11 protein-coding genes and 1 tRNA gene are annotated in these 12,603 nt (G+C 60.4%); 4 read left to right on the forward strand and 8 right to left on the reverse strand.

From position 1 onward, the window contains the following. Nucleotides 1–227: 227 nt before the first annotated feature. On the reverse strand, nucleotides 228–2,009 hold the full coding sequence (gene tadA / locus I2F59_RS09295) for a tRNA adenosine(34) deaminase TadA (RefSeq protein WP_195503958.1): 1,782 nt from the start codon (nucleotides 2,007–2,009) through the stop codon (nucleotides 228–230). A 51-nt stretch (nucleotides 2,010–2,060) separates the two neighbouring features. On the opposite strand from tadA, the gene I2F59_RS09300 reads away from it, so the two are divergent. Beyond that, a tRNA-Ser gene (locus tag I2F59_RS09300) sits at nucleotides 2,061–2,150 on the forward strand. Nucleotides 2,151–2,153: 3 nt separating this feature from the next. Here I2F59_RS09300 and I2F59_RS09305 read toward each other — a convergent pair. After that, nucleotides 2,154–2,738, reverse strand: a complete 585-nt coding sequence (locus I2F59_RS09305; RefSeq protein ID WP_195503959.1) for a TetR/AcrR family transcriptional regulator — start codon at nucleotides 2,736–2,738, stop codon at nucleotides 2,154–2,156. A 211-nt stretch (nucleotides 2,739–2,949) separates the two neighbouring features. On the opposite strand from I2F59_RS09305, the gene I2F59_RS09310 reads away from it, so the two are divergent. Next, nucleotides 2,950–3,501, forward strand: coding sequence for a LemA family protein (locus I2F59_RS09310; RefSeq protein ID WP_171021549.1), 552 nt, complete (start codon nucleotides 2,950–2,952; stop codon nucleotides 3,499–3,501). A 479-nt stretch (nucleotides 3,502–3,980) separates the two neighbouring features. Here the strand turns inward: I2F59_RS09310 and I2F59_RS09315 are convergent, their stop codons facing one another. After that, entirely contained in the window at nucleotides 3,981–5,033 is a 1,053-nt protein-coding gene (locus tag I2F59_RS09315; RefSeq protein WP_035138743.1) for a branched-chain amino acid aminotransferase, read from the reverse strand. Nucleotides 5,034–5,330: 297 nt separating this feature from the next. Continuing rightward, a complete protein-coding gene (locus I2F59_RS09320; RefSeq protein WP_138113555.1) occupies nucleotides 5,331–5,969 on the reverse strand; it encodes a DedA family protein in 639 nt (212 codons plus the stop codon). Between the two features lie 223 nt (nucleotides 5,970–6,192). Between I2F59_RS09320 and cysE the strand changes: the two genes are divergently transcribed. After that, nucleotides 6,193–6,897, forward strand: coding sequence for a serine O-acetyltransferase (cysE, locus tag I2F59_RS09325; RefSeq protein ID WP_035138740.1), 705 nt, complete (start codon nucleotides 6,193–6,195; stop codon nucleotides 6,895–6,897). 110 nt (nucleotides 6,898–7,007) lie between these two features. On the opposite strand, the gene I2F59_RS09330 is transcribed toward cysE, so the two are convergent. The 4 genes from I2F59_RS09330 to I2F59_RS09345 all read right to left on the reverse strand — a co-directional run bounded on the left by I2F59_RS09330 (nucleotide 7,008) and on the right by I2F59_RS09345 (nucleotide 11,700). Continuing rightward, nucleotides 7,008–9,002 carry an ABC transporter ATP-binding protein gene (locus tag I2F59_RS09330; protein WP_195503960.1) on the reverse strand — a complete coding sequence of 665 codons (1,995 nt, stop codon included), beginning with the start codon at nucleotides 9,000–9,002 and terminating at the stop codon, nucleotides 7,008–7,010. 1 nt (nucleotide 9,003) lies between these two features. Continuing rightward, nucleotides 9,004–10,728, reverse strand: a complete 1,725-nt coding sequence (locus tag I2F59_RS09335) for an ABC transporter ATP-binding protein (protein WP_195503961.1) — start codon at nucleotides 10,726–10,728, stop codon at nucleotides 9,004–9,006. Beyond that, on the reverse strand, nucleotides 10,728–11,228 hold the full coding sequence (locus tag I2F59_RS09340) for a MarR family winged helix-turn-helix transcriptional regulator (RefSeq protein ID WP_195503962.1): 501 nt from the start codon (nucleotides 11,226–11,228) through the stop codon (nucleotides 10,728–10,730). Before I2F59_RS09340 ends, I2F59_RS09335 begins: the two co-directional genes overlap by 1 nt. 181 nt (nucleotides 11,229–11,409) lie before the next feature. After that, on the reverse strand, nucleotides 11,410–11,700 hold the full coding sequence (locus I2F59_RS09345; protein WP_006235631.1) for a hypothetical protein: 291 nt from the start codon (nucleotides 11,698–11,700) through the stop codon (nucleotides 11,410–11,412). 294 nt (nucleotides 11,701–11,994) lie between these two features. Between I2F59_RS09345 and I2F59_RS09350 the strand changes: the two genes are divergently transcribed. After that, nucleotides 11,995–12,516 (forward strand): nitroreductase family protein, encoded by a 522-nt coding sequence (locus I2F59_RS09350; protein WP_195503963.1) that lies wholly within the window; start codon nucleotides 11,995–11,997, stop codon nucleotides 12,514–12,516. The last annotated feature ends 87 nt before the right edge of the window (nucleotides 12,517–12,603 follow it).

Raw genomic sequence — 12,603 nt, forward strand, 5'->3', positions numbered from 1 at the left:
CACCGGTACGGCTCAATCGTATAGCCGTGCAACGGAAAAGAGCCGCCCTTTCGGACAACTCAAACTGTAATGGGGCTGACGGCCGTCCGGGGCGGTCGGCCAGCGACCACCGGTACGGCTCAATCGTATAGCCGTGCAACGGAAAAGAGCCGCCCTTTCGGACAACTCAAACTGTAATGGGGCTATTTTGACTACTCGACCAAACCGGACTCCCGGGGGAATAAGTTCTAGAGGCGGGCGAGGTCATAGGCTTGGGCGGCTGCTTCGCCAGCGCAGATGAGGTTAGTTGTGGCTTCTTGCGGATCGAGTGCCCGCTCCAGGTCCATGGGCTTGCGACAGATCGGCAGTACAAGGTCGATGCCCTGCCCATACACCGCATCCAGGTTGTCAGCGCGACCGCCCACGACGGCGGCTACTGGCTTGCCATATCGCTTGGCGCGGCGAGCCACGCCCACCGGCGCCTTACCGGCGGCGGATTGCTCATCCATATTGCCCTCGCCTGTAATGACCAGGTCGACATCGCGCACGCGCTCGTCAAACCCCACGAGGTCGAGCACCGTCTCCACGCCCGAGCGCAACTCGGCGCCGAGTGCCAACAGCTCTGCTCCCAGACCGCCGGCGGCACCAGCGCCAGGCACGCCGAGCACCGAGCCAAATGTCCGTGCGTTCTCGGGTGTGCGCAACAACCCCTGGGCCCGCGCCTCGAAAATTGCCGCATCGAGCAGGCGACCGTAGCCGACCATCCAGCCGTCGTACCTGCGCAGCACCTCGACATCATCCGCCGGCAGGCCCTTCTGCCCGCCAAACACCGCCAGTGCGCCTCGACGCCCCACGAGCGGATTCTCGACATCGGAAAGCACAACGATACGAGCATCATCCAAAGCCTGCAGAGCTGGCGCCAAATCAACGCTCGCCACCTGCTCAAGGCCGGCAAGACCGGGGGCGACATCGCATCCCTGATCATCGACCACACGCGCGCCCAGCGCCTGCAGCATGCCGGCGCCACCGTCGTTGGTGGCACTGCCGCCCAGACCAATATAGATAGTCTTTGCCCCGGCGCGAACCGCACGGAGCATCAGCTCGCCCACGCCATAGGTCGAAGCCGCGAGCGCCGCCGATTCCGTGCAGGGTGAATACCCAATACCCGCCGCCTCGGCCATCTCAATTACAGCCGAGTCGCGCTCGTCGTCCACCAGCATCCGGGCAGACACGCGGTCGCCCAAGGGACCTGCCACCTCGCAGGTCACAATCTCACCGCCGCACGCGGCAACGGCATCGAGCGTTCCCTCACCGCCATCCGCCAGCGGCAATGTGCACACCTCGGCATCGGGCCAAACGCGGCGCACGCCTTCGGCAACCGCCGCCTCCGCCTGCGCACTCGAAACGCTGCCCTTAAAGGAGTCGATCGCCAGCAGCACACGGCGGGGCCGGCGGCACGCAAGACCAAAGTCAACCGCCGTGCCAGCATCCTCACCGACACCTGCAAGCGCTGCGGCGTGAGCGGCGTGTGCCTCAAGATCGGCCCCACAACCGCAACCAGCGCCGCCCGCTCCGCGCAGACCGCCAAAATAGCTACTCAGCAGCTCGCGGCATTCATCCGCCAGGACCCCAGCCGTCACGTTAAACCGATGATTCAGGCGCGAGTCGGCATTCAAATCGTATAGGGATCCCAACGCGCCCGCCTTGGCATCAGCCGCGCCATACACGCAGCGTCCTACGCGCGCGTTAACCATAAGCCCCGCACACATGCAGCAGGGCTCGAGCGTCACGTAGACCGTGCAATCGGAAAGGCGCCAGCGACCGAGCGACCGAGCGGCAGCACACAGGGCCGCAAACTCGGCATGAGCCGAAGGATCCTGGTCGAGCTCGCGCCGATTGTGCGCCCTCGCGACGATCTCACCGTCGCGCACCACTACGGCTCCGATGGGCACCTCGCCCACCGCCGCGGCGGCGCGCGCCTCGGCCAGCGCCTCGCGCATGAACTTCTCGTCGATTTCGGTGATCGTCATCGTTCGCCTTCCCTGTTGCAAATTCAAAACGATGCTATCATTACGACTCACGGAGAGATGGCAGAGCGGTTGAATGCGGCGGTCTTGAAAACCGTTGAGCGCGAGAGCGTTCCGGGGGTTCGAATCCCCCTCTCTCCGCCACTTTTAGTGATGCACCGGTGTCATGGTCCGCTCGAACAGCGCATCGACCACGTCGGCCATCTCAGGTCGACGCTCAAGATCGTGGCCCGATTCCCACCATATCGTGAAAAGTCGAATAATACCGCCGGCGACAAACTCAGACGTCGTCTCGAGTGACACGGGGGCCAGGGCATCCTCGGCAAGCACGTTCATCACACGCTCGCGGATGGAGCGGGCAATGCGGTCGCAAATAACGTTGGTCAACATGCCCGACATGCTGCTTGCCAAAATGTTATCCATGAGCCGCTCGTGCGCCAGAATCAAATCCATGGCATCGTCCAAAATCGCGTGCCGAAGCGCGCGCACGTCCTCGGCAGATACCGCGCCGGCCTCATCGGGCTGTTTTTGCGGCAAGCCCGACATGAGCTCATCGATATAAAAGGCAAAGTAATCGTTCTTGTCGCGAAAGTGCTTGTAGAACGTCGTGCGGCGAATCATGGCGCGGTCGCACAGCATGGCAACCGTCAGGTCCTCAAAACGATGCTCCTCGAGAAGCTCGGTAAAGGCATCGAACAGGGCGCGGTAGGTTTTCTTGATGCGAAGGTCCACTGGTATCGCCATCCTCAGGGCAAAGACAACACTCGTCAATCTGTCGCATATCTTACACCTGTACCCCGCGCGCTTTGCCCCGGTGCCGACCCCGACGAAAACACAACGCTTACCGGAAAGTTCGGCACGACAAAACGTTGCGGGTATACTAGTAGCGTTATACCAACGGCAGCTGGCGCATGCCGCCGCGGCCATTCGAAACGGAGACATCATGCTTCCCGTCATCATCGGCATCGTTGTTGTCATTGTGATTGCCTGCGCCATCGCCGGCATCTACAACAACATGGTCACCAAGCGTAACCGCATCGATAACGCGTGGCAGAACATCGATACGCAGCTGCAGCGCCGCAACGACCTGATCCCCAACCTGGTCGAAACCGTCAAGGGCTACGCCAAGCACGAGCAGGAGACGCTCTCCGCCGTGATCAGCGCGCGTAACACCGCCGTCAAGGCCACCACGCCCGAGGCCAAGATGGAAGCCGACAACGTGCTGACCGGCGCACTGCGCCAGCTCTTCGCTGTGGCCGAGGCCTATCCCGATCTTAAGGCAAACACCAACTTTACGCAGCTGCAGGCATCGCTCGAGGACACCGAGAACAAGATTAGCTATGCACGCCAGAGCTACAACGACTGCGTGCTCAGCTACAACAACGCCATTCAGACGTTCCCGGCTGTCATCTTTGCTGGCATCTTCCAGTTTAAGGAGCGCCAGGGCTTCGAGGCCGCTGAAGCAGCCCGCCAGGCCCCGACCGTCAAGTTCTAGTAGTTTGACAGCGCATCCTTAATCGGCCAAATGCATAAACCGCCCCGTCGAATGCATACTTCGACGGGGCGGTTTCCTTTTTCGCGAAGGTCCCCCTCTAAGCACCGTGCATTTTTAGGAGTATTCAACATAACCAAGGGCTTCGGGCGCCACGGTAAATGCCAAAGACCGCGAATATCCCTGCAAATCAAACGCTGCCAGCCCATACCCCCGCCCATCATTCGTAGAAAACATCGAGAAATCCCGATTTTTCGCCCGAGATCGGTATGCAGGGGCCTTCGATTGCAGAATACTCGCAAAAATGCACGTCGCCACCACCCCCACATGGCGCGAAGCAAAATAAAAGCGCGGCCTTCCTTTCCGGCGCACTCCGCAGGACGAAAGAACCTCCGCCGCACGAAGTGCGCAGCGGAGGCTCTTTCATGTCCGAGGACGCGCCGGAAAGGAGGGTCGCCCTCGGGCCGGACAGCTAAGACAGCTTACGCCACGGTGTAAACCCAGTTGTGCTTGTCCTCGACAGCACCGGACTGGATACCAGTCAGGGTCTCGCGAAGCTTCTTCATCACAGGGCCAATCTCGGTGTAGCCAGCCGGGAAGGTCACAGTCTCGTCGGCGCCGTAAACCTTGTTGTCGATCTCGCCAACCGGGGAGATGACGGCAGCGGTGCCGCACAGGCCGCACTCCACAAAGGTGCCGGCCTTGACCTCGGCCCACTCGACGGGACGCTGGTCAACGGTCATGCCCAGGTCCTGAGCAACCTGAACGAGCGAACGGCGGGTGATGGAAGGCAGAATGGAGTCGGTGTGGGACTGCGGAACGACGAGGGTGCCGTCCTCCTTCACAAACAGGACGTTAGCGCCACCGGTCTCCTCGACATAGGTGCGGGACTCGGAATCGAGATACAGGTTCTCGGCATAGCCCTCGCGGTGAGCCTCCATCGTGGGCTTGAGGGACATGGCGTAGTTCAGGCCGGCCTTGATGTTGCCGGTGCCATGCGGTGCTGCACGGTCATACTCGGAAACGCGCAGCTTGACGGGCTTGAGGCCACCCTTAAAGTACGGACCGACCGGGGTCACGAGAATGCGGAACGTGTACTCAGGAGCGGGAGCCACGCCGATCACGTCACCGGAGCCGATCATAAACGGACGCACGTACAGGGTCGCGCCGGAACCGAAGGGCGGAACCCAGGCGGCGTTGGCAGAAACGACCTGCTTGACGGCCTCAACGAACTTGTCCTTGGGGAACGGGGGCATCTCGAGGCGCTGCGCAGAGTTATACATGCGCTCGGCGTTCATGTCGGGGCGGAAGCAGACGATGCTGCCGTCCTCGGCGGTGTAGGCCTTCAGGCCCTCAAAGACCTCCTGGCAGTAATGGAAGATGCCGCCGCACTCGGAGACATGCAGGGTGTGGTCGGTGGTCAGGCCGCCCTCGTCCCACTCGCCGTCCTTCCAATGGGCCTCGTAGCTGTAATCGGTCTTCATGTAGCCAAAGCCGAGGCTACCCCAATCGATATCCTTCTTCTCGACAGTCATATGTCGCTCCTTACATACACAGTTGCAAACTCGCGAACCCGCACGCAAGGACCGAGGCCGGCCGCGTCGCAACGTCGCACGACCGGAGCGTAGAGCCGGACGGGACACGCGAACAGCATCAAAGCCGATGGCACGTCGATTCGCATGCACGAGATTGTACTCCGCACGCGCGTCGGATAAAACGCTTTTCTTTAACTAAGTAAAGTATTTTCATTTGACCGAAGCAAAAGGGCCCGCCACCGTAAGCGGTGACGGGCCTCAACTGTACGGTCTGCGCGCTGGCTCGAGCTAGGCGTTCTATTTACCCAGCTTGGCCTTAACCAGACCGACCACGGTCGGGATGATCGACACGGCAACGATGCCGATAATCAGCAGCTCAAAGTGCTCCTGCACAAAGGGAATGCCGCCAAAGAAGTAGCCCAGCAGCGTAAAGACCGTCGACCAGGTAATGCCGCCCAGCACGTTAAAGACGACAAAGTTGCGCCAGTGCATGCCGCCCATGCCAGCGATAAAGGGCACAAAGGTGCGGATAAACGGGAAGAAGCGACCCAGGAAGATGGCCAGGTGACCCCACTTGTCCAAGAAGTCCTCGGACTTTTTGATGCGCTCGGGCGTCATGGCCTTGACCTTGCCCGAAGCGATGATCTTGCGGCCAAAGAAGTGACCGATCATAAAGTTGCACTGATCGCCCAAAATGGCAGCGGCCCATGCGGTGGCCAGAAGCGCCACGATGTTAAAGCCGCCGTTGTGGGCAAAGAAACCCGAGGCGAACAGCAGCGAATCACCGGGAAGGAACGGGAAGAACACCACGCCCGTCTCGATAAAGATGATCAGGAACACGCAGCCGTAGGCCATAAGCGGGCCGGCGGCGATCCAGCTGGCGATCGCGGTGCGCGGGTCCTTAAGCAGCTCGGCAATAAAATTGATGAAACCCATGAAGTAAAACCTCTCAGTTGTGGGCGCGGATACGTCCAAGTTGACCAGTATACGGTTGCGGTGCCCCCTCGTGCGCAACCCCACAAAAGCATGACTCCATTACCAGCAAGTTTGCATAACTGACACTTGTAGCGCAAAGCCGCCAAGATTGTCCTTTTTAATCCCTAGCGAATCGCTATACTTTATTGAATCGCATTGCCATGGCGCTAAGGGAGGGCGGCCGGTGAGCTTTATCAATACCATTCGCGAGGACATCAAGACCGTCCAGGCGCAGGACCCCGCCGCGCAAAACGGTCTGGTCATCTTTCTTTCCTATCCTGGCCTGCACGCCAAGTGGAACCACGTGCCCGAGCACTGGCTGTGGGAGCACGGTCATCGCTCGCTCGCCCGCGTGCTCTCGCAAATCACCCGCCACATCACCGGCGTCGAGATTCACCCTGCCGCGCAGATTGGCAAGCACTTCTTTATCGACCACGCCATGGGCGTCGTCATCGGCGAGACCACCATTGTGGGCGACAACTGTGTGCTCTACCAGGGCGTCACGCTCGGCGGCACCGGCAACGAGACCGGCAAGCGTCACCCCACCCTGGGCAACAATGTCACGGTGGGCACGGGCGCCAAGGTGCTCGGCAACATCCGCATCGGCAACAACGTCAAGATCGGCGGCAACTCGGTCGTCGTTAAGGACGTCCCCGACAACTGCACCGTCGTGGGCGTGCCGGGACGCATCATCAAGCGCAACGGCTGCCGTGTGTTCGAGGAGAGTTTCGACGCCAAGCAGCATCGCGAGTACATGCCCGATGACGCCGCCGAGCAGTCCGCCCTCAACCGCCAGGGCATCACCGAGAATGCCCGCCGCGTCAAGGAACTCGAGCGAGAGGTGGCCGAGCTCAAGGCCCTCGTCGCCAAGCTCGTGGACGAACGCTAGGAACGCAAGCGGCACAAAACGACATCGGCATCAACGCAAAGGCGCGCCAGGGAATTCATCCCCGGCGCGCCTTATTTGTGATGTGGCAAAGAGACTGTCCCTTTGTCACATTATGCGAACTGGCTCAGATAGAGGTCGGCGTAGGCACCCTCGGCAGCCAGCAGCTCCTTATGCGTGCCCTGCTCGATAATGTTGCCGTGATCCATGACCAAGATCAGGTCGGCGTCCACGATCGTCGACAGGCGGTGTGCGATCACAAAGCTCGTGCGCCCGCGCATAAGCGCATCCATGGCACGGCCGATGGCAAGCTCGGTACGCGTGTCCACGCTTGAGGTCGCCTCGTCCAGGATGAGAATCGCCGGGTTGTTGAGCAGCACGCGTGCGATGGTCAGCAGCTGACGCTGGCCCTGGCTGATGCTTTCGGCATCGTTGGCCACGCGCGTGTCGTAGCCCTGCGGCATGGTGCGCACAAAGAAGTCGACCTGCGCGGCACGAGCCGCGGCCACAATTTCGTCGCGCGTTGCCTCGGGGCAGCCGTAGGCGATGTTTTCGGCAATCGTGCCGTCGAACAGCCAGGCGTCCTGCAGCACCATGCCAAACTGCTGCCGTAGCTCGCCGCGATCCATGCGGCTCGTATCCACGCCGTCGAGCGTAATACGCCCGCCGTCAATCTCGTAGAAGCGCATGAGCAGGTTGATGAGCGTCGTCTTGCCTGCGCCCGTGGTTCCCACCACGGCAATCTTCTGGCCCGGCTCGGCGGTAAACGACACGTCGCGCATAAGCGGCTTGTCGGGCGAATAACCAAAGCGCACATGCTCAAAGGAGACGCGGCCCTCCACGCGACCCGGCAGCTTGGCGGCCTTGTCCGGCAGCGGATCGGCCTCCATCTCGGGCTCATCGAGCAGGTCGAACACGCGCTCTGCACTCGCCAGCGCGCTCTGCAGCGAGTTGAAGGTAAACGACAGCTGCGTCATGGGTTCGGACGCCTCGTAGATAAACTGGAAGAACGCCTGGAACACGCCGACGGTCATGTGACCGGCAACCAGCATGCTGCAGCCCACCAGCGCGATCACAATCTGCGCCAAACGACCGATAAAGCGCACCGCAGGGCCGACGGCATTGATCATAAAGTCGGCCTTGGTACTCACACGAGCCAGTTCCTTCGAAGCCTCGTGCACCTCAGCGGAGCTCTGACGTTCGCGGTTAAACGCGCGGATCACCAGACGGCCCGAATAGCCTTCCTCGACCGCACTCGTAATCTTGGACACCCACTCCTGGCGCTCGCCCGTCACATCGTGTGTGCGGCGCGAGACGACCTTCGTCACCAGCAGCGACAGTGCCGTAAAGAACAGAAAGACGAGCGTAAGCTGCACGCTGAACACGAACATCACGCTCACAGCACCAACAACCGTGCCGATCGACACGAGCAGCTGCAGCAATCCGCGCTGCATGCTCTCGGACATCTTGTCCAGGTCGTTGGTCGCGCGGCTGACGACCTCGCCGGGACGATGCGCGTCAAAATAGGCGAGCGGCAGACGGTTGAGCTTTTGCGCGATGCGGTTGCGCAGGCGCAGATTGAGGCGTTCGGCCACGCTCGACATCAAAAAGCTCTGGAGCGCGTAGAACGAAGCGGCGGCCGTCCAAATCAAAAAGTAGATGAAGATAGTCCTGCCGCAGTTCTCCCAGGTGATGCTGAAAGTGGTGTCGTTGGCAAACGCTACCTGAATGTGGCCCCACAGCTCATCGATCACGCGGGCGCTATATGCCGGCGCGGCGGTGTTAAAGATGACATAGAACACAATGCTCGCGAACACGATATAGAAGCGCCAATGGTCGCCGACGGCCTCGCTCCACAAGCGGCGCACCGTCGCCCAGGTATCCCGGGGCGTCTCGTCCTCTTCTTCGTCGTCCACGTCGCGCATACGCTCTGCCTCGGCACGGGCACGCTCGTCCTCGGCGCGCTCGTTTTCCTCGTAGAGCGCTTGGCGGCGAGCCTCGCGCTTGGCGGCGTCATCCAGCTCGGTCGACGCGGCAGCCGTTTCCTCGACCAGTCCCGCGGCAGCGGCGTCATCAACGCCGCCCTGCTTCTTGAGCTCCCCGGTCATGCTACTCACCTCCCTTCATTTGCGATTCCGCGATGGCGCGGTACACCTCGCAGGTTTCCATAAGCTCGCCATGCGTGCCCAAGCCCACGACCTCGCCGTCCTTGAGCACAACGATCTGGTCGGCATGCAAAATAGTCGAGATGCGCTGCGCGATGATGAGCACCGCAGCGTCACGCGTCTCGTCTTGCAACGCATGGCGCAGGGCGGCATCAGTCTTAAAGTCCAGGGCCGAAAAACTATCGTCGAAGATATATAGATCGGCGCGCTTCATGAGTGCGCGAGCAATGGCCAGGCGCTGGCGCTGGCCGCCCGAGAAGTTCGTGCCGCCCTGGGCCACCGGCGTATCGAGCCCCTGGGGCTGGTCGAGCACAAAGGTGCTCTGGGCAACCTCCAGCGCATGGAGCATGTCAGCCTCAGTCGCGCCTTCGTTGCCAAAGCGCAGGTTGCTTGCAACGGTGCCCGAGAACAGCCACGCCTTCTGCGGCACATAGGCGATGTGTCCACGGATCTCATCTTGCGAAAGGTCGTGCAGATCGATGCCGTTCAGGCGAATGGCGCCCTTCGTTGCATCGTGGAAGCGAAGCAGGAGCTTGGCCACCGTTGACTTGCCCGAGCCCGTTGAGCCCACGATCGCGGTCGTCTGTCCGCGGCGGCAGGCAAAACTCAGGTTGCACAGAGTGTCCTCGTCGGCATCGTCAAAACGGAACGACATATGGTCGAACACGGCAACCGCATCGGTACCGTCAACAGGCTCCGCCGCGCACGTATCTAGCGTGCGCTTGCCGTCCACGATGCTCGGCTCGATTTCGAGCACCTGTTGCGCACGGTTGAGACACGCCGCAGCGCGCGGGAGCGTCAGAATCACCATCTGCGCCATCATCACAAAGAAAAGGATCAGGATCGCGTATTCCAACACGGCCGAGATGCTGCCGATTTGCATGGCGTGGACGCCCACGCGGTTGCCGCCCACCCACAGCACCGCCACCTCGGCGATATTCATCAAAAAGAAGCTGGAACTGTCGAGACCCACAAACAGGTGGTTGACCTTGATGGCGTTGGCCGCGTAATCGCTAAACACCTCGTCCAGGCGCTGCTCCTCGTGGCGCTCCTTGTTAAATGCGCGGATGACGCGCACGCCCACGATGTTCTCGCGCAGCACCACGTTCATGCGGTCGATAAAGCTCTGCAGGCGCATAAAGATCGGCGCGGCGTTAGCCACCGTAAAGACCGCCGCCACCAACACGATCGCAACGACCACGCCCAGCAGCGTGCCCATGGCGGGATCGATGAACCAAGCAAAAATGATGCCTGCCACGGCCAAGAACGGCACCGGCAACACCAGCTGAATCGTCTGAAGGACAGCTTGCTGAATCACGTTGATGTCGTTGAGCGAGCGTGTGATCATCGAACCCATGCCAAAGCGCTCAAAGTCGCTGGCGGACAGCTCGAGCGACTTGTCGTACACGGCATTGCGGATATCGCAGGCCACGTTGGCGGCCAGGCGCGCTGAAAGATAGCAGCCCAGCACCGTGCCGCCGCTGGCCATGCCGGTCGCGATAAGCATGTACAGGCCGTTGCGTAATATATAGTCGACATCGCCCGTGGCAATACCGGTGTTGACCATGTTCGCCAGCATCGTGGGAACCAACAGCGTACCGACGTTATCCACCAGCAGCACCAGCAGCGTCACTGCGACAAGCCCTCGATATGGCTTTAGAAACCTCATTAACAGTCGCACGACTCCCCCTCACCTTGATTCTCGGCTTGGCTCTCGGCAGCGATATGCTGCTTAAAGGCATCGCACTCATCGCCGAGCACCTGAGAGAATTTGCCGATCAAGCGCATAATCTCGCGCTGCTCACATGGCTCAAGCGCGCCAAAGGCTCGCTGCTCGGCCTTGAGTGCCGGCAGCGCATAACGCTCGGCAAATCGCCTGCCCTCTTCGGTCAGGCTCACAACCTTGTTCTTACGACTGCCTTCGGCAAACTCCAACGTTGCGAAGCCCCGCGCCGTCAAGGTTTTAATTGCCGAGTTGATGGTCTGCTTGCTGTAGAACCATTCGCTTGTCAGACGGCTTACGGCAATACTGCCGCCCGCCGTGCTGGTATCGACGAGCATCCAGTAAGCGCAGTCCGAAAGGCCGCAGGCGCGCGAGAACTCCGAATAGATATGGTCGAGTCCATTGAGCAACCGATCGAAGTCGACCAGCGTAACCGCACTATTCATCTATCCCACCATTCAATTGTCCGATTTTTGACCAATTATGTGTCTCTATATTAGTCCGAGTTTTGACTATCGTCAACAGGCTCTCCGCGAATGCGTGCATTTTTATGGCCTATCGGCAGAAAAAGACCGCCGGCGCGGGGGCGGCGCCAGCGGTCACGTGAAAATCGGGTTTTATTGCCTGTTAAGCGGCGACGGCCTCATAGACCGTAGCGCCCGAGAAGCTGTCATGCAGGCTCTTGCCGGCAATCCACGGCAGCTCGACGACCTCGCAGACCGTGTTGACCAGCTCGGAGCAGTCAGTAAAGTGGCCCTTGTCGTTGAGGGCCTCGCAATCCTGAACACGCCAATAGCCATCGGTGTGCGTGATGTAGTACTCGTGATCGTTGATCGACACGAAAGCGCGCGTCTTGGAACGCAGCAGCTTCAGAAATCCTTCGAAGTCGGTCTCGACGACATCTCCAGCCTGGAACATGATGTTACCTCCTGGCCCGGCGCCACCATGGCGCGTTGATAAACGTTGGTGCCCCTTTAGTAAAACCTTTATCAGAGGTTATGCGTTCGTCATTTAGGCAAGTGGTAAAAAACCGCAGGGTAGACGGGATAAAACGTTTAACCATCCCATTTGTTTGTCACATTCTGAAGGTACTTTTATGCAAACCCACTTTCCCAATTGGAATCCATCCTTTTGGCCGGGCAATTGACCGTCTATCGTTTGAGCCCGACGGGTATGAACGTGGCATCTGAAACGCCACCGCAAGGAGACACCATGGAGACCATCGAAGCGCTCATTCACCGCCGCAGCTGCCGCAACTACAGCGATCGTCCCGTCGAGGCTGAAAAGCTTGCACGTATTATCGAAGCCGGCCAATATGCACCGAGCGGCATGGGCCGCCAGCCGGTGACATTTGTCGCCGTCACCGACCCCGCGACCGTCGAGCGTCTCTCACAGCTCAACGCCCAGGTCATGGGCAGCAACAGCGACCCCTTCTACGGTGCCAAGACCGTTGTGGTGGTGCTGGTTGACCGCAGCGTGCCCACCCATCTGGAAGACGGCTCGCTCGCCATGGGCAACTTGCTCAACGCCGCCTATGCACTGGGTGTCGATTCGTGCTGGATTCACCGCGCGCATGAGGTCTTTGACTCGCCCGAGGGCCTGGAGCTGTTGGCCAGCTGGGGCCTGCCCGCCGACGGCAGCCTGCGCGGTGTCGGTAACTGCATTTTGGGCTACGCCGAGGACACGCTACCCGAGGCAAAGCCGCGCCGCGACAACGTGGTGTACGTTAGGTAGCGCAGGAGTGTCCCAAACTGCCGGCAGAGACGATATGAGCAGGACATAAAAACATTGAGAGCCCCTGCTGCATGAAAGACCGCGGAT

Source organism: Collinsella aerofaciens, from assembly GCF_015556945.1.
GTDB lineage: Bacteria > Actinomycetota > Coriobacteriia > Coriobacteriales > Coriobacteriaceae > Collinsella > Collinsella aerofaciens_AO.

Excerpts from the sequence above, each read along its gene's own strand:
- tadA (WP_195503958.1), bottom strand. The coding sequence starts at position 2,009 with ATGACGATCACCGAAATCGACGAGAAGTTCATGCGCGAGGCGCTGGCC.
- I2F59_RS09350 (WP_195503963.1), top strand. The coding sequence starts at position 11,995 with ATGGAGACCATCGAAGCGCTCATTCACCGCCGCAGCTGCCGCAACTAC.
- I2F59_RS09310 (WP_171021549.1), top strand. The coding sequence starts at position 2,950 with ATGCTTCCCGTCATCATCGGCATCGTTGTTGTCATTGTGATTGCCTGC.
- I2F59_RS09315 (WP_035138743.1), bottom strand. The coding sequence starts at position 5,033 with ATGACTGTCGAGAAGAAGGATATCGATTGGGGTAGCCTCGGCTTTGGC.
- I2F59_RS09335 (WP_195503961.1), bottom strand. The coding sequence starts at position 10,728 with ATGAGGTTTCTAAAGCCATATCGAGGGCTTGTCGCAGTGACGCTGCTG.
- I2F59_RS09320 (WP_138113555.1), bottom strand. The coding sequence starts at position 5,969 with ATGGGTTTCATCAATTTTATTGCCGAGCTGCTTAAGGACCCGCGCACC.
- I2F59_RS09345 (WP_006235631.1), bottom strand. The coding sequence starts at position 11,700 with ATGTTCCAGGCTGGAGATGTCGTCGAGACCGACTTCGAAGGATTTCTG.
- I2F59_RS09340 (WP_195503962.1), bottom strand. The coding sequence starts at position 11,228 with ATGAATAGTGCGGTTACGCTGGTCGACTTCGATCGGTTGCTCAATGGA.
- I2F59_RS09330 (WP_195503960.1), bottom strand. The coding sequence starts at position 9,002 with ATGACCGGGGAGCTCAAGAAGCAGGGCGGCGTTGATGACGCCGCTGCC.